Raw genomic sequence first — 17,238 nt, 5'->3', positions numbered from 1 at the left:
TGCTACTTTTTGATAATTTTTCAAGTTTAGATGAGATTTTTTGCAAAATTGCCTTCTACGAACAATCCAGTTCATGCTGCTTATGCTAATCTTGGTATTAATTGTCATTCTTTTAGGCAATAAAGCTTATTAGTGAGTTAATAATTAATTTATTGAGAGTAAATAACTAATCACTAAAAAAGCTCCAATGCCATCATTAATGATTCAGTAAGTGGACATAATTAAACGTAAAATGCCAACTATTGAAATCAAATCAAGAAGCAGCTTTTTTCTTCTGTCTTCTGACTTCAAAGTAACCTCACCCCGTATCGGACACCCCTCTCCTTAGCCAGGAGAGGGGCTGGAGGTGAGGTTTTTGTTCATGCCTGGCGGTGAAACTTGTTTCAGAGATACTGCCTTCTACTTAGTTCAATCATTTGTACAAGTGGCTTATGAATTTAGATGAAAAGAGGTGTTTTTCTGTAACAAATTTGTCAAATAATGTTTGACAAAATTCATAGAATATATTATCTTGGAAGTCGAAACTGCTATGGCATTCATCAAGATTCAGAACGTTATTATTAACACAAATTACATTGCCGCAGTTAAGCTAGATAATCAAACTGGCTCAGAAGTAAAAAGCGTTTCTGTCCTCTTAGTTACTCCTAAGTTTCCACTATTCCAGTGTGAGAGCATCTCCCCCAATCTCCATAATTACGAATGGATAGAGTTCACAGGTCAGGCTGCTAACGCGCTACAAGACTACTTTACTAGTTACAACAACGTCATCGACTTATTACCACAATCTCAGGAGTCGAGCGTTGTGTAATATTTTGGTTTTAATTGCAACAGACGCAAGCAAAATTATTTTCATTTAACGAACCGATTTGAGATTTTAGATTTGCGATTTTAGAATTGATGTTCCGAAAACTATTAATCCAAAATCCAAAATCCAAAATCCAAAATTCTCAGGGTGACATTTGCTATTGGGTGCTGATGTCCATACAAGTATTTAGCTCTTGTGCATAGGATAACTGCTGCATTAATTCGCTACAGAAATTGTAGCAGTTCTATCATCCACATTACCAAAAATTAATCTATCTTCTATGTCTGCTCATTCAATTGAGATTGCCTTAGCGCAATTGGAAGAACAGATAAACAATTGCGAAAAGGCAGTGACGAGGTTTCTTGAGGTCAAAAAAAGGATGTCGGATAATTCTATGGGAATCGAAAAAATAAACAGAAAATTGCAGCATAATCCTATTGCTATTATTGGTATGGCTTCTTTGTTTCCCCAAGCTAAAAACTTGCGGGAATATTGGCAAAATATTGTTAATAAATTTGACTGTATAACCGACATTCCACCCACACACTGGAGTGTGGAAGATTACTACGACCCAAACCCCAGAACACCAGAAGACAAAACCTATTGCAAAAGAGGCGGATTTCTCCCCCATGTTGATTTTAACCCAATGGATTTTGGGATTCCGCCAAATATCTTGGAAGTTACAGATGTTTCGCAACTATTGAGCTTGCTAGTTGCCAAACAAGCAATGGAAGATGCTGGCTACAGCGAAAGCCGGGAATTTAGTCGCGAGACTGTTGGCGTTATTTTAGGATCAGCAGCCCTCAAATTAGGAATTCCTCTTTCTGCCCGTCTACAATATCCAATTTGGAAAAAAGCCCTCAAAAGCAGTGGCTTATCTGATGAAGATACCCAAAAAGTGATTGAGAAAATCAAAAGTGCTTACGTCAAGTGGGATGAAAACGCTTTCCCCGGTATGTTAGCGAACGTCATATCCGGACGTATTGCCAACCGTTTGAATTTAGGCGGGATAAATTGTACAGTTGACGCTGCTTGTGCTAGTTCCTTCGCCGCCTTAAAAATGGCAATTAGCGAGTTAGTTGAGCATCGCTGTGACATGATGCTGACTGGCGGTGTTGACACTGATAACTCTATCACAGCTTATATCAGTTTTAGCAAAACCCCGGCGGTGACTCCCAGTGGGACTGTGAGACCTTTCGATGCTCAATCCGATGGCATGATGTTGGGTGAAGGTATCGGTATAGTTGTTCTCAAACGCTTAGAAGATGCAGTCCGAGACAACGATAAAATCTATGCAGTCATCAAGGGCATTGGTACATCCAGCGATGGACGCTATAAAAGTATTTACGCTCCTCGCCAGGAAGGGCAAGTACAAGCATTGCGTCGTGCTTATGAAGATGCAGGGTTTCCGCCAGAAACTGTCGGTTTAATTGAAGCCCACGGTACAGGGACTATGGCGGGTGACCCAACCGAATTTAGCTCTTTACGAGAATTTTTTACCGAAAACAACTCTAAAAGACATCACATCGCCCTTGGTACAGTCAAATCCCAAATTGGGCATACAAAAGCAGCGGCTGGTGCGGCGAGTTTAATCAAAACAGCTTTGGCACTCCACCACAAGATTCTACCAGCCACAATTAATGTCACTGAACCCAACCCCAAACTTAACATCAAGAATTCCCCCTTTTATTTGAACACGGAAACAAGACCATGGATTCGCTCAGAAGGGGAAGCGCCAAGACGGGCGGGTGTCAGTTCCTTTGGCTTTGGTGGTACAAACTACCATGTCGTCTTGGAAGAATACGAAGGCGAACACAACCAAGCTTATCGCTTGCACACTGCGCCTAGTGAAGTAGTCCTGTTTGCTCAAACTCCGGAGGAGTTATTAAGCAGTTGTCAGGAAACTTTAGCTCAATTGCAGTCTGAGGTGGGTAATAAGAATTATGTAGAATTGGTCGAAGCTTGCAAAACCAAAGAAATTCCCCAAGGTGCTGCTAGGGTTGGTTTTGTAGCTGAGAATAGTGCTGAAGCCTGCAAGTTACTGCAAATTAGTATTGACTTGCTGAAAAACAAACCGACTGCAACATCCTGGGAACATCCCCAAGGTGTTTACTACCGCGCTTCTGGTATGGAATTAGCCGGAAAAGTAGTAGCTTTATTTTCCGGGCAGGGTTCACAATACTTAAATATGGGTCGGGAATTAGTCATGAATTTCCCGGAAATGCGGAATCTCTATGGCTACATGGATAGCTTGTTACGCAAAGATAACTTACAGCCACTATCTGAGATCGTTTTTCCCCATCCCGTATTTGAAGAGACAGAAAAGAATGCCCAAGTTGCGGCATTACAACGGACACAATATGCTCAACCTGCAATTGGGATGTTGAGTGCAGGGATGTATAAAATTCTGCAACAATCTGGATTTAAGGCAGATTTCGTTGCTGGACACAGTTTTGGTGAACTGACAGCATTGTGGGCGGCGGGAGTGTTGAGTGATGCAGATTACTGTTTCCTTGTGAAAGCACGGGGACAAGCAATGGCAGCACCCCAAGATCCCAATTATGATACAGGAGCGATGCTGGCGGTCAAAGAAGACCTGAGTAAGGTAGAAGCTGTAATCAGGAATTATCCCCAGGTAGCGATCGCTAACTTTAATTCACCCCGCCAAGTCGTATTAGCAGGCCCCACCAATGCCATTACCCAAGTGCGGGATGCATTACACAAACAAGGATATGCAGCCGTTTCCCTACCAGTATCCGCAGCATTCCATACACCGTTAATTGCCTTTGCTCAAAAATCCTTTGCGATCGCCATTAAAAACGTTAACTTCCAAATACCCCAAATCCCTGTTTACACCAACGTCACAGGTAAGGAATATCCCAAAGAACCAGCATTAATTCAAAAAACCCTCGAAACCCACCTCTCTAACTCCGTACTATTCAAGCAAGAGATCGAAAATATCTACGCAGCTGGGGGTTACTGCTTTGTGGAATTTGGCCCCAGAAACATTCTCACCAACCTCATCAAAGACATATTAGGCGATCGCCCCCATATGGCGATCGCACTCAACCCCAGCGCCCAAAAGAACAGCGATCGTTCTGTGCGCGAAGCCGCCGTACAACTTCGCGTTGCGGGTATGTCTCTGAAAAACCTCGACCCCTACCAACTACCACCAGTAATTGCTGAACCGCCGAAAAACAAAGCTTTGAACGTTAAATTATGCGGTAGTAACTACGTATCAGACAAAACGAAAATGGCATTTGAGCAAGCTTTGCAGAATGGGCAAACAGTGAAATTGCAACCCAGTGAAACAACCATAACTGTACATTCTACTCCTGTTCCCACTCCTGCGATCGCATTACCACAAACTAACGGCACTAACGGACACAGCAAACAACCGCACTCAGTAAAAGACACAGTTCAGATGGTTAAAGGGAAAGAAATAAAAAGTAACGGTAACGGTAATTCCCAATCTCTAATCCCTACCTCCCACACTCCCCATCTCCCCATTCCCGAGTTCCCCGCTTCCCGATCCCCAATGCAGCCAGAAATCCCAGACAAACTTGTAAATTACCAAAAAGTTTTAGAAAGCTTAGAATACGTCCTGACACAATTTCAACAAAATCAAAGCGAGAATTTACAAGTTCATTCCCACTATCTCAGTCATCAGGTGGAATATGCCAAAACCTTTTTCCAACTGATGCAGCAGCAGAATTTCCTGCTTGCTAACGGCAAACATTCACCAGATGCAGCCCAGTTGAAACCAAGCATCATCGAAAGCTTAGACCGTAGTATGATGCAGTTTCACGCCCAACAAGGTGAAACCCTACGCATTCATGAACAATATCTCAAAGATCAGGTAGAATACACCAAAAACTTTTTCCAACTCCTTCAGCAAGAATACTCCCAACTCATCAACGAAGGTGCAACTACTCAACCAGTAATTTCTACAAATGGGAAAATAGGGACACCAGAAGAAGTTAAAATTATCAAAGAAGTCACACAAGTAACAGAAGTCAAACCAGTCAAAGAAACAACACAAGAAAACACCTCTCTATCTTCCCCCACCCCTCACACTCCCCCCACCTCTCCAACACCGACCGTCAGCACACCACCAGCAACACCAGCACCAACCATTGATCTATCTGATTTAGATCAAACTCTGCTAGCCATCACCAGTGAAAAAACTGGTTATCCCATCGAGATGTTAGAACTCGATATGGACATGGAAGCAGACTTGGGAATTGACTCGATCAAACGAGTAGAAATCATGGGTGCGTTGCAAGAAAAATACCCCGACTTACCCAAGCCAAGTAATGTAGAAGAACTGGCCGAACTACGTACCATCGGTCAAATCGTCCAGTATCTACAATCGTTAGTTTTTACCCCCGCGTTAGTGGAGGACAAGGGAGACAAGGGGGACAAGGGAGACAAGGAAGACAAGGGAGATTACATAGAAAGTATTTTTACCTCCCTTACCCCTCACACCCCTCCCACTCCCCCCACTCCCCCCACCTCCCCATCTCCCCACCTCCCCACCTCCCTATCCCCCCACACCCGACCTCTCCTCTGGTGTACCTGAATTCAGTAACGACTCCACCGCAGTTAGCGAAAGTGTCGCAGTCGCCGCCGAACCAATCATCAGCGTTACCGAAACAGCAACTTCCACAGCAGAGGTTGACTTAAGTAACTTAGCTGAAACTCTGTTAGCTATTACTAGCGAAAAAACAGGTTATCCAGTCGAGATGTTAGAACTCGACATGGACATGGAAGCAGACTTGGGAATTGACTCAATCAAACGGGTAGAAATCATGGGGGCGTTACAAGAAAAATACCCCGATCTACCGAAACCAAGTAATGTAGAAGAACTAGCAGAACTACGCACCATCGGTCAAATAGTTGAGTACCTCCAGAAACTAGCTGGGGCTGAAAAAAAAAAGCAGCAGCATGAATCTATTAACCAGCTAGACGAGTCAGTACCCAACGTCCAACGTCGTCCAGCCAAGCTACAAATTCTGCCTCCACCCGACTTTTGGGAATTCCCCATACCAGAGGGACACATCGCCCTCATCACCGACGATGGTTCCCTCACCACCACCAAAGTTGCAGAATTACTGAGTCAACGGGGATGGAAAGTAGTAGTCTTAAACTTACCTCCGTCCCTCGTTCCCGAAAAATCACCCTTACCAGCAGGTGTAAATCGCGTTACCTTACAAGATGCAACCGAGGAACATCTACAACAACAATTAGCAGCGATCGCTACTCATTACGGTAACGTCGGCGCATTTATTCACATTCACCCCGTCTTCCAGGCGAACCATAATAGTAGTGTTGCCTATTTCCCAGAAGAAAAAGCGATTATTAAGCAAGTCTTCTTCATAGCCAAACACCTGAAAAAAATCTCTCAATGCAGCAGCCAATCACGGACGCAGTTGTTTCTGTACCGTAGCACGTTTAGATGGGGCTTTTGGAGTAGAACACAAAGTTAACTTCGGGGCGATTGGTGCAGGTTTATTTGGATTAACCAAAACCATGATTTGGGAATGGCCAAAAGTATATTGTCGGGCAATAGACCTTAGTCCTGATCTTAGCGCCGAAACATCAGCACAGCACATCGTTGCTGAACTTCACGACCCCAATCGTTATCTTACCGAAGTAGCCTATGGTTCCCAGGGAAGAGTAACTCTGGTTAGCATACCCGATAGATAAGACATGGGGTGTGAGAGGTGTGTAGACACGCAAGTGGCTTCCCGTAGGGTGGGGTATGAGAGGTATGAGAATTACAAGGATAAAATATTTCTCTTACTCCTCACACTTCCCCCACTCCCCCCACTCCTCACACTCCCCCACTCCCCCACTCCCACTAAAGATATGTCCAAGCATCAAACAATTACCTATCTTGGCCGTGTTCTTGACCAAAAAAAACAAGCCCCAATTAGTAGGGCAAAAGTTTTATTAACCTATGAAGGTAATACCGTGATTACCTACACAGATTTAGAAGGAATATATCGATTAATTGTTAACTTTAATAACAGTAATTCATTGCAGGCTCAATTATCTATTCAAGCCAATGGTTATAAAAATTATAACTCTTTCATGAAATTATCACCAAAACAAAAAGACCTTGGTGATATTAGGTTGGTTGATATTAATTCTAATTTGAGTTCATCTTCTAATCTCAAATCAAGTGAGACTGTAAGCTCAAGTTTGACTTCCAAATCTCCAGAGAATAGTTTTGTTCCTTTACCAATAATCATAGCGATCATGATGGTGATGTTTTTCATGATGGCGATCGCTTTTAAACCTTCACCTCAAAAAAGCCCAGTTAATAGGCGTAATACGGTTAGTCATATCTATTAGCATTTAAATTTTTGATGTTATGCGAACACCGATGCACACTCATGGAACACAGATATTTGACCAGTGTTATTAGATTGTTGATTGGTAAGTAGTTGAGATGCAATTTTTACTATTCAATAATTTCTAATTCATAATTCATAATTTTTAATTGGTTAATCTCTGCGAGAGGATAATTTATGATTACAGCAACTCAGATTCGCCCTGCATCTGTTTTTATTGTTAGTGGTGGTGCTAAAGGAATTACAGCTAAGTGTGTCATTAAATTAGCACAGCAGCATCCTTGTAAGTTTATTTTGCTGGGACGTTCGGAACTTTTAGAAACAGAACCTGATTTTGCTCAAAATTGTTTTGATGAAGCAACATTAAAAAAACGCATCATGGAATATCTTCTTTCCACTGGAGAGAAACCCACACCTATGAGTGTACAAAAAATATATAATCAACTAGCATCAAGTCGAGAAATTAAAGAAACATTAGCAGCAATTCACCAAGCAGGTAGACAAGCTGAATATATTAGTGTAGATGTCACTGATACTTTAGCTTTGAATCAAAAACTTACTGCTACTGTTGAACGCATGGGTGAAATTACAGGCATAATTCATGGTGCTGGTAATTTGGCCGATAAATTGATTGAAAAGAAAACAGAACAGGATTTTGAAAAAGTTTACACAGCCAAAGTTCAAGGGCTAGAAAATATTTTAGCTTGTGTCAAACCTAGCCAGATAGAACATTTAGTTTTGTTCTCTTCCGTAACTGGTTTTTACGGTAACATCGGACAATCTGATTACGCGATCGCTAACGAAATTCTCAACAAATCAGCCCACTTATTCAAGCAAAAATATCCCCAATGTCACGTCGTCGCCATCAATTGGGGAGGTTGGGATAGCGGTATGGTGACACCAGAATTGAAAAAAGAATTTGCGCGTCGGGGAATCGATATTATTCCAGTAGAAGCAGGGACACAAATGTTAGTTAGAGAACTGCATCCTGCTCATCACAATACCACACAACTTGTGATCGGCAGCCCCATGCCCACACCTGCTGCGCCTCTAGATTCTGAACTTCGTACCTATCGCATCCGTCGTAAACTGACACTTGCAGCCAATCCCTTTTTACAGGATCATGTCATCGCTGGAAATCCGGTTTTACCAGCAACCTGTGCAGTGTCATGGATGTCCGATGTTTGTGAAAAATTATATCCAGGATACAAAGCATTCAGTAGCACAGATTTCCGCATCTTCAAAGGAATTACCTTTAACGAAACCTTAGCTGATGAATACATTCTCGACTTACAAGAAACATCCAAAAATATCGATCATCACGAAATAAACTTCCTATGTAAAATCTGGAGTAAAACACCAGAAAGTAAAACCATATATCACTTCAGTACCCAAGTGAAACTCCTGCGTGATATTCCTCCCGCCCCCATCTACGAAAAACTGAACTTGACTGAAGATAACATCATCACCACCACAGGTAAAGACTTTTATCAAACAGGAGAATCAGCATTATTTCATGGCCCAGCTTTTCAACAACTCAAAAGAGTCATCAATATTACTCCTGAAAAAATCACCGTCGAATGTTTTTGGCAAGAAATCGACAAAACCAAACAAGGTCAATTTCCAGCCTATTGGATAAATGGATTCACAACCGATCTGAGTACCCATCCCTTATGGATTTGGCTACATCATTACTATCAAGAAATTTGCTTACCAGGACAACAAGAAAAATACGAACAATTTGCCAAAATACCCTATAACCAACCCTTCTACGTCTCCTGTGAAGTTAAAAGTAAAACCCAAACAGGCGTCATTGCCGATTTCTTCGTACACGACAAACAAGGAAAAATCTACTCACAACTTCTCGGAGGCAAAGGCATCATCTTCCCAGCCAAATTAATGCAACCGAAGGCATAAAAACTCTGCGTACCCACCGAAGCTTTGATCGCCGGAAACCGGCGCTCAAACTTCTCTCTGCGCCAACCTCTGCGTACCTCTGCGTTTAAAGCATTAAATCTTAGGAGTTTCCCCGTGGAAAAAATCGCCATCATCGGATTCTCATGCCTATTTCCCGACGCCAAAAATCCTGAAGAATTCTGGCAAAATCTTATCCAAAAAAAAGACTCCACATCATCCATAACTTCTGAAGAACTAGGGGTAGATCCAAAAATATTTTACGAACCAACCAAAGGCAAACCAGATAAAGTCTACTCCCTCAAAGGTGGATTTATCCGTGATTTCCAATTTGATTCTACAGGTTACAAACTACCAGCAGAATTACTAGAAAAACTAGATAATACTTTTAAATGGTCATTGCATGTTGCCAAACAAGCTTTGCAACATAGCGGTTACTTAAATCAAGAATCTATTCTCTCTCAATGTGGAGTCATATTAGGTACACTCTCCCTTCCTACCAAAGCATCTAATCAACTATTTGCACCCATTTATCGGCAAATTCTCACACCAGCAATCAGAGAACTCATCCAACAGCAAGATTTCGATTTAGCTACTTTAAATTCATCTGATCAAGCCTCATTCTATAATGCGATGATATCAGGCTTACCCGCAGCAATCATCGCTCAAGCTTTCTCACTATCAAATATACATTTTTGTATCGATGCTGCCTGTTCATCGCCACAGTATGCTATCAGGCTGGCATCCCACTATCTGTGGACACACAAAGCTGATTTGATGTTAGCAGGTGGTATCAGCTGTGCAGATCCATTATTCATACGCATGTTATTTTCCGGTATTCAAGGATACCCCGAAAATAATGATATCAGTCGTCCCTTAGATAAATTATCGCGGGGGATGCTGACTGCGGAAGGTGTAGGGATGGTTGTGCTGAAGCGATATAGTGATGCCAAAAGAGATGGCGATCGCATTTATGCTACCATCACAGGCAATGGTCTTTCTAATGATGGCCGGGGTAAACACCTACTTAGTCCCAATTCTAAAGGACAAACTCTTGCTTTTGAACGCGCCTACCAAGAAGCACAAATCAGTCCTAACAACATTGATTACATGGAGTGCCATGCTACGGGGACATTGTTAGGCGATACCACCGAGTTCCAATCTATAGAAACTTTCTTCGGTAAATACCAAGCCACACCTTTACTCGGTTCTGTGAAATCTAACGTCGGTCACTTGCTCACAGCTGCCGGCAGCGTTAGCTTAATTAAAGTGCTGATGAGCATGTCTAATGGTGTGATTCCAGCCACAATCAATATTACAGAACCGATGGGTGCCGGCAACAGTGTTGTCTCACCGCAACAAATTGTCACCAGCACCACCAATTGGCCGGGAAATAAACCAGTAAAACGCGCTGCTATCAGTGCGTTTGGTTTGGGTGGAACTAATGCCCACATGATTTTAGAACAAGGAAATACAACAGAACCAGTTATACCAGAAGAAGCCTTACACCCAGCCAAGCTTGCAATTGTCGGGATGGATGCCTTTTTTGGTGGCTGCGATGGTTTAGATGCTTTTGAACGCAGTATTTACGAAGGTAGACAACATTTTATTCCTCTACCTCCTCAGAGATGGTATGGGGTAGAAAAGCAAACAGAGTTATTGAAAAAATACGGTTTAGCTGACGGCAAACCACCATTAGGCGCATACATTACAGACTTTGAAATTGATACAGTTTCCAGTAAGATTCCACCGAATGAACTCGAAAAACTCAATCAACAACAATTATTATTATTGAAAGTTGCCGAACGTGCCTTAAAAGATGCAGGCATTAAAGAAGGTACAAATGTAGCAGTAATCATTGCCGCAGAAACGGAATTTTCTGCACATCATTTACAGCAAAGATGGAATTTAGATTGGCAGATAAAAGAAGGCTTAATTGCTGGAGAAATTTCTCTACCAACTGATAAAGTTGACCAATTAGAAACCATCGTTAAAGATGGTATTCACCATCCCGTTGAAAGCAGCGAATATGTAAGTTACATCGCCAATATTATGGCGAGTCGCATTTCTTCACTGTGGGATTTCACTGCACCTGTTTTTACTATCACTGCGGGCGAAAATTCCACTTTCAAAGTTTTAGAAGTCGCCCAACATTTACTTACAACCGGGGAAGCAGATGCTGTACTTGTGGGTGCAATTGATTTAGCTGGCGGGATGGAAAATGTATTGTTGCGAAATCAAAGAACAGCAATTAATTCTGGTGCAAATACTCTCAGCTACGACCAAAAAGTCAATGGCTGGATGGTTGGAGAAGGCGCAGGCGCAGTAGTATTAAAGTTACATGAAACTGCTAAAAAAGCAAGCGGTCGCATTTACGCAGCCGTTGATGCCATCAGTTTTGTCCAAGATAGTTTGGGTAAAAGTAATGCCAAAGCTGTTCATCAAGTTTGTCAGCAAGCTTTGTTAATGGCGGGTATTAAACCATCTGAGGTCAATTATTTAGAAGTTTACGGCAGTGGCAACAAAGAAGAAGATGCAGCCGAAATTGCAGGTTTGCTTCAGGCTTATCCAGGAAATGCCAATGATTTAAACTGTGCAATTGGCAGTATCAAAGCCAATATCGGTCATACATACACCGCATCGGGAATTGCTAGTTTAATCAAAACAGCCCTGTGTCTTTATTACAGATATATTCCAGCTACACCCAATTGGACTGGAGTCAAAGGTAAAGAACTTTGGCAAAGCAGAGAACTCATCTCCCCATCTCCCCATCTCCCCATTGCCCCTAATCCCCACTCCCTGTCGGTCGTGGGGGCCCCGAGTTCCCCATCTCCCTTCTATGTTGCGACAGAATCAAGACCTTGGTTTCTCGACAAACAAGCTACAAAAAGAATTGCTGCTATCAATAGCATTGGAATAGATGGTACTTACGCCCACGTCATCTTATCAGAAGAACCAGAACAACAAGAACGCAGCAGCAGATTTTTACAGCAAACTCCATTCTATTTATTCCCGATCACCGGACGCGATCGCACTGATTTACTCACCCAACTTGATACCCTTGAAAACACCGTAAATAACGGTACTTCCCTTGCCAACGCTGCTAACTTAGCTTTTGCTAACTATAAACTCGATGCCAGTGCCAACTACATCTTAGTAATTCTGGCACACAACCAAAACGAACTTACCAGAGAAATCGCAGCCGCGAGAAAAGGTATAGACAACGCCTTTGCCAAACAAGAAGATTGGCAAACACCACTAGGCAGTTACTTCACAGCCAAACCCCTCGGTAAACGCAGCGGAGTAGCTTACGTCTACCCAGCAGCAGTCAACTCCTATCTAGGTATCGCCCGTAACCTCTTCCGCTTATTCCCCAACATCCTCGACGACATCGCCATTAAAGAACTACAAAACCTCGTCGCCGATATCTCCCGCGTCGTCTTCCCCAGAAGCTTAAACAAACTTTCATCCCGTCAACTCGAAACCCTCGAACAGCAATTTCTCGATGATCCTCTAGCCATCTTCGATGTAGATATGCTGTTCACCAGATTCATCACCCAAATTATCCGTGATCAATTCCAAGTCAAACCCGAATTCGTCTTTGGTTATAGCTTGGGCGAAACCAGTATGATGTCTGCTATCGGTGTCTGGGATAACTTCACCCAAGGAATCCGCGCCCTCCACGCCTCCCCCCTATTCGCCGACAGATTATCTGGTGCAAAAAACGCCGTCCGCGAGTATTGGCAACTACCACCAACCCAAGACAATAACCTCTGGGCGAACTACGTCCTCATGACAACCCCATCCCAAGTCAGAGAATACCTCAAACATGAGAAGCGCGCCTTCCTCACCCAAATCAACACACCAGAAGAAGTCGTCATTGCCGGTCAACCAGCAGCTTGTGAAAGAATCATTCAAATTCTAGGTTGCAACGCCTTCCGCGCCCCCTTCGATCACGTCATTCACTGCGAGGCGATGGGTTCCGAATACAACGAAATCGCCAGAGTCAACACCCTACCCATCCAGAAAAACCTACCAAATGTTACTCTCTACTCTGCTGCTGAGTACGGTCCCGTGAAAATAGAGAGTGGGGCGATCGCTAACAGTATCGCCACAGGTTTATCCCAACAACTAGATTTTCCCCGCCTAGTCAACCGAGTCTACGACGATGGGGCAAGAATCTTTATCGAAACTGGTGCAGGTAACATTTGTTCACGTTGGATAGATAAAAATCTTGCCAATAAAGAACACATTACCATATCCCTCAATCGCAGAGGTTTAGACGACCATTCTGGTATCGTCAAAGCACTAGCAAAACTCGTCAGCCATCAAGTATCAGTTGACCTCTCACCACTCTACACCCAAGTAACAGAAACTAATAAAAAATCCAAACTCACCCCCAAAAAAGTCACCTTGGGTGGACAAAGCATCACCGACAAAATTTTAACCCAAGAAAACAAACAACTCTTCCGCAACATCTCCACAACTACCAAAAAATCCGAACCCATTAATCCTCCTGCGACTCAACCAGAAGAAATGCCAATACAAAATATCATGGATAACAGCTTAGAGCCAAAAGCAGAAGTACAATTTGTTGAGTCAACCCAACCCATTACCATCCTCAGTCAGTCTCATTACCAACAACTGAACGCCAATAACTTCCGAGTTCATAAAACCCATGACGCCTTCTTACAATCTCGTCAAGAATTTAGCAAACAAATCAGCGAACTAATTCAACTACAACTCGCTTGTGCTGAAAATTTGTTGAATGAGTAAAAAACCGCAGAGGCGCAGAGAACACAGAGAGAGGAATTATAACAACGAAATTATTCCATATCTACTCCCTCTCCCCTCTTTCCTCTGCGTACTCTGCGTACTCTGCGGTTAATTCAAAAATACTCTCAACTAGGATTGCAATATAAATCAACTACTAATAACTATTTCGAGGAATCACTACGGTGAAAACAGTAGATGTAGTAATAGAGAACGGTCTTGAATTTTATGGTTCTCCTTGCAACTTCAATCAAGTATGGAAAGGTTCCTTAGATTGCGTAGCCTTTGAAGCCAGCAGAATTAAAGAAAAACTCCTGACATTAGATCAACCTTGTTATATCGTTAAAGTTAACGGCAAAATTGGTGTAACAAACGACGGTTATTTGTCTCCTCTTGATAATGTAAAAACAGGACAAATTGAACTTTTGATGGTGATTCCACCCATAAGACTGCAACAATTGGGAGATCCCAATTTTCTCGCTTTTCATGGTACTAAATATGCCTATACTACCGGCGCGATGGCTGGTGGTATCGCTTCAGAAGAAATGATCATTGCTTTAGGAAAAGAGGGAATTTTGGGTTCCTTTGGTGCAGGTGGTTTACCGCTAAATCGCTTGGAGATAGCTATTAACCGTATCCAATACGCCTTGCCTAATGGGCCTTATGCTTTCAATTTAATTCACAGTCCTAATGAACCTGCGCTTGAACGCGGCGCAGTAGATTTATACCTCAAATATGGGGTAAGAACTATAGAAGCTTCGGCATTTTTAGATATTACTCCCAACATTGTTTATTATCGTGCAGCAGGATTGGGTTTAAATTCAGCGAATGAAATTGAAATAAAAAACAAAATCATTGCTAAAATTTCCCGCCGTGAAGTTGCTAGTAAATTCATGCAACCAGCACCGAAAAAAATGCTGCAAGAATTGGTTGCACAAGAATTAATCAGTGAATTACAAGCAAATTTAGCAACCAAAATTCCTCTTGCTGATGATATTACAGCAGAAGCAGATTCTGGTGGTCATACTGATAATCGTCCTTTGGTTTGTTTGTTACCTTCAATTGTTGCTTTACGGGATGAAATTCAAGCACAGTGCAACTACGAAAAACCGATTCGAGTTGGAGTTGCAGGTGGAATTGCTACACCACAATCTGCACTAGCTGCTTTTATGATGGGTGCTGCATATGTGGTAACTGGTTCAATTAATCAATCATGTATTGAAGCCGGAAGTTGTCAGCATACTAAGCAATTGTTAGCACAAGCAGATATGGCTGATGTGATGATGGCCCCAGCCGCAGATATGTTTGAAATGGGAGTCAAACTGCAAGTCCTCAAACGCGGTACAATGTTTCCTCTGCGCGCCCAAAAATTATATGAAATTTACAGGAATTATAATTCAATTGACGAGATTCCTAGTCAGGAAAGAGAGAAGCTAGAAAAACAAATTTTTCGCAAGCCGCTTGCTCAAGTTTGGGAAGAAACAGTCACATATTTATCCCAAAAAAATCCTGAAAAATTGGGGAAGGCTGTCAATAATCCCAAATTGAAAATGGCGTTAATTTTTCGCTGGTATTTAGGGTTATCTTCTCGTTGGTCTCATTCTGGAGAAAAAGGTCGAGAAGTTGATTACCAAATTTGGTGTGGACCAGCAATCGGTAGCTTTAATGACTGGGTACGTGGATCCTATCTAGCAGATCCAAATAATCGTCGTGTCGTGGATGTTGCTAACCACATCATGATCGGAACTGCCTACTTATACCGAATTCAAACTTTGAAAAATCAAGGGCTACAAATTCCAAATTACTACAGTCAATATACTCCTGTTAATTCTACATTGGAAGTTTAAATATGATGATATCAAAAAAATCTTTAACAGCACCAGAAATTCAAGCTTGGTTGCTATCTAATCTTGCTGAAGTTATCAAAACAGAACCAAGTCAAATTGATGTAGAACAACCATTAGATACCTATGGTTTAGATTCTACTCAGGCGATGCTACTTGTCACCAAAGCAGAAAAAATGCTCGGATTTAAAGTAGCTCCGACACTATTATGGCATTATCCAACTATTGCATCGTTATCACAGCGTTTAGCTGAAGAATCACAAGAATTAGCAGCAGATTTAGAAGACACTGTAGCGGTTAAAAATACTACTCCTGTTTTAGATTTAAGTGCTGAAGCAGTTCTCGACTCAAATATTTGCCCTACATCTAGTTCTTTTGTGTTTACAACTGAACCAAAGAACGTATTTTTAACTGGTGGAACAGGCTTTTTAGGAGCTTTTTTAATCTATGAACTTCTACAACAAACCAATGCTGATATTTATTGTTTAGTACGTGCTTCTCATCCAGAAGAAGGTAAGCAAAAACTCAAGAAAAACTTACAAAGTTATGGACTTTGGAATGAAGTTTTCCGTCCCAGAATTATCCCAGTTATCGGTGATTTATCTCAACCACTATTAGGAATTAGCAAAGAAGCCTTTGAAATGCTAGCTGCTAATCTTGATAGTATTTATCACAGTGCGGCAACACTAAACTATGTATATCCCTATTCTGCACTCAAAACACCGAATGTTTTAGGAACACAAGAAGTATTACGCTTGGCATGTCTTTTTAAAGTCAAACCAGTGCATTATGTTTCCAGTGTCGCAGTATTTGAATCGCCATTTTATGCTGGCAAAGTTGTCAAAGAAGATGATAGCTTTGAGCATTGGCAAGGCATTTTTCTGGGTTATTCTCAAACGAAATGGGTAGCAGAAAAATTAGTCACAATTGCGCGTGACAGAGGTCTTCCCGTAACTATCCACAGACCACCTTTAATTGCAGGAGATAGCAAAACAGGTGCTTGCAATACAGATGATTTTATTAACTTAGTCATTAAAGGTTGTATCCAGATGGGATACTTCCCAGACGTAGATTATAGATTGGATGCATCACCTGTTGATTATGTCAGTAAAGCTATTGTTTATTTATCCAAACAAAAAGAATCTCTAGGCAAAGCTTTTCACCTCCAGCATCCCGCATCTGTTCCCTTATCTAATTTACTTGACTGGATGCATTCTCTTGGTTTTGCTATTGAAGCAATTCCTTATCAAGAATGGCAAGCTAAGTTAATTAATGATATCTCTTCAGCAGAAAATCCTTTATATACCCTACGGCCTTTCTTATTAGAACGTTGGTCAGAAGAACAAATCACAATCCCCGATTTGTACCTGCAAAGTAGAAGACCAATCATTAATTGTGAAGCAACACTAAATGCACTAGCTGGTAGTGGTATTGTTTGCCCACCAATGGATACACAATTGTTTATGACCTATTCTACTTACTTGCTTCAGAATGGCTTCCTGAATGTAGCATAACAAATCTACAAATGCATACAGATAATCTA

9 protein-coding genes are annotated in these 17,238 nt (G+C 41.8%); all 9 read left to right on the top strand.

What is annotated here, in order from left to right:
- Nucleotides 1-529 precede the first annotated feature (529 nt).
- The 9 genes from UYI_RS0121550 to UYI_RS0121520 all read left to right on the top strand — a co-directional run bounded on the left by UYI_RS0121550 (nucleotide 530) and on the right by UYI_RS0121520 (nucleotide 17,209).
- Nucleotides 530-808 (top strand): hypothetical protein, encoded by a 279-nt coding sequence (locus UYI_RS0121550; RefSeq protein WP_026086090.1) that lies wholly within the window; start codon nucleotides 530-532, stop codon nucleotides 806-808.
- Between the two features lie 277 nt (nucleotides 809-1,085).
- Nucleotides 1,086-5,387 carry a beta-ketoacyl synthase N-terminal-like domain-containing protein gene (locus UYI_RS33085; RefSeq protein ID WP_407636596.1) on the top strand — a complete coding sequence of 1,434 codons (4,302 nt, stop codon included), beginning with the start codon at nucleotides 1,086-1,088 and terminating at the stop codon, nucleotides 5,385-5,387.
- Nucleotides 5,388-5,550: 163 nt separating this feature from the next.
- On the top strand, nucleotides 5,551-6,294 hold the full coding sequence (locus tag UYI_RS40245; protein ID WP_035138913.1) for a phosphopantetheine-binding protein: 744 nt from the start codon (nucleotides 5,551-5,553) through the stop codon (nucleotides 6,292-6,294).
- A gap of 43 nt (nucleotides 6,295-6,337) precedes the next feature.
- Nucleotides 6,338-6,514 carry a hypothetical protein gene (locus UYI_RS40240; RefSeq protein ID WP_407636595.1) on the top strand — a complete coding sequence of 59 codons (177 nt, stop codon included), beginning with the start codon at nucleotides 6,338-6,340 and terminating at the stop codon, nucleotides 6,512-6,514.
- Nucleotides 6,515-6,676: 162 nt separating this feature from the next.
- A complete protein-coding gene (locus UYI_RS0121540; protein WP_016868750.1) occupies nucleotides 6,677-7,165 on the top strand; it encodes a hypothetical protein in 489 nt (162 codons plus the stop codon).
- Nucleotides 7,166-7,341: 176 nt separating this feature from the next.
- A complete protein-coding gene (locus UYI_RS0121535) occupies nucleotides 7,342-9,081 on the top strand; it encodes an SDR family NAD(P)-dependent oxidoreductase (RefSeq protein ID WP_016868749.1) in 1,740 nt (579 codons plus the stop codon).
- 114 nt (nucleotides 9,082-9,195) lie between these two features.
- Nucleotides 9,196-13,854 (top strand): PfaB family protein, encoded by a 4,659-nt coding sequence (locus UYI_RS0121530; protein WP_016868748.1) that lies wholly within the window; start codon nucleotides 9,196-9,198, stop codon nucleotides 13,852-13,854.
- Between the two features lie 182 nt (nucleotides 13,855-14,036).
- A complete protein-coding gene (locus UYI_RS0121525) occupies nucleotides 14,037-15,698 on the top strand; it encodes a PfaD family polyunsaturated fatty acid/polyketide biosynthesis protein (RefSeq protein WP_016868747.1) in 1,662 nt (553 codons plus the stop codon).
- A 5-nt stretch (nucleotides 15,699-15,703) separates the two neighbouring features.
- Entirely contained in the window at nucleotides 15,704-17,209 is a 1,506-nt protein-coding gene (locus UYI_RS0121520; RefSeq protein WP_026086089.1) for a thioester reductase domain-containing protein, read from the top strand.
- The last annotated feature ends 29 nt before the right edge of the window (nucleotides 17,210-17,238 follow it).

It is taken from the genome of Fischerella muscicola PCC 7414 (assembly GCF_000317205.1).
Taxonomy (GTDB): Bacteria; Cyanobacteriota; Cyanobacteriia; order Cyanobacteriales; family Nostocaceae; genus Fischerella; species Fischerella muscicola.
The sequence above is the reverse complement of the archived record's forward strand: the minus strand, read 5'-3'. Positions and strand labels throughout refer to the sequence as shown.

Bases quoted from the DNA above. Each gene is read 5' to 3' on its own strand.
- UYI_RS40240 (WP_407636595.1), top strand. From the start codon at position 6,338: ATGATTTGGGAATGGCCAAAAGTATATTGTCGGGCAATAGACCTTAGT.
- UYI_RS0121520 (WP_026086089.1), top strand. From the start codon at position 15,704: ATGATATCAAAAAAATCTTTAACAGCACCAGAAATTCAAGCTTGGTTG.
- UYI_RS0121540 (WP_016868750.1), top strand. From the start codon at position 6,677: ATGTCCAAGCATCAAACAATTACCTATCTTGGCCGTGTTCTTGACCAA.
- UYI_RS40245 (WP_035138913.1), top strand. From the start codon at position 5,551: ATGTTAGAACTCGACATGGACATGGAAGCAGACTTGGGAATTGACTCA.
- UYI_RS0121550 (WP_026086090.1), top strand. From the start codon at position 530: ATGGCATTCATCAAGATTCAGAACGTTATTATTAACACAAATTACATT.
- UYI_RS33085 (WP_407636596.1), top strand. From the start codon at position 1,086: ATGTCTGCTCATTCAATTGAGATTGCCTTAGCGCAATTGGAAGAACAG.
- UYI_RS0121535 (WP_016868749.1), top strand. From the start codon at position 7,342: ATGATTACAGCAACTCAGATTCGCCCTGCATCTGTTTTTATTGTTAGT.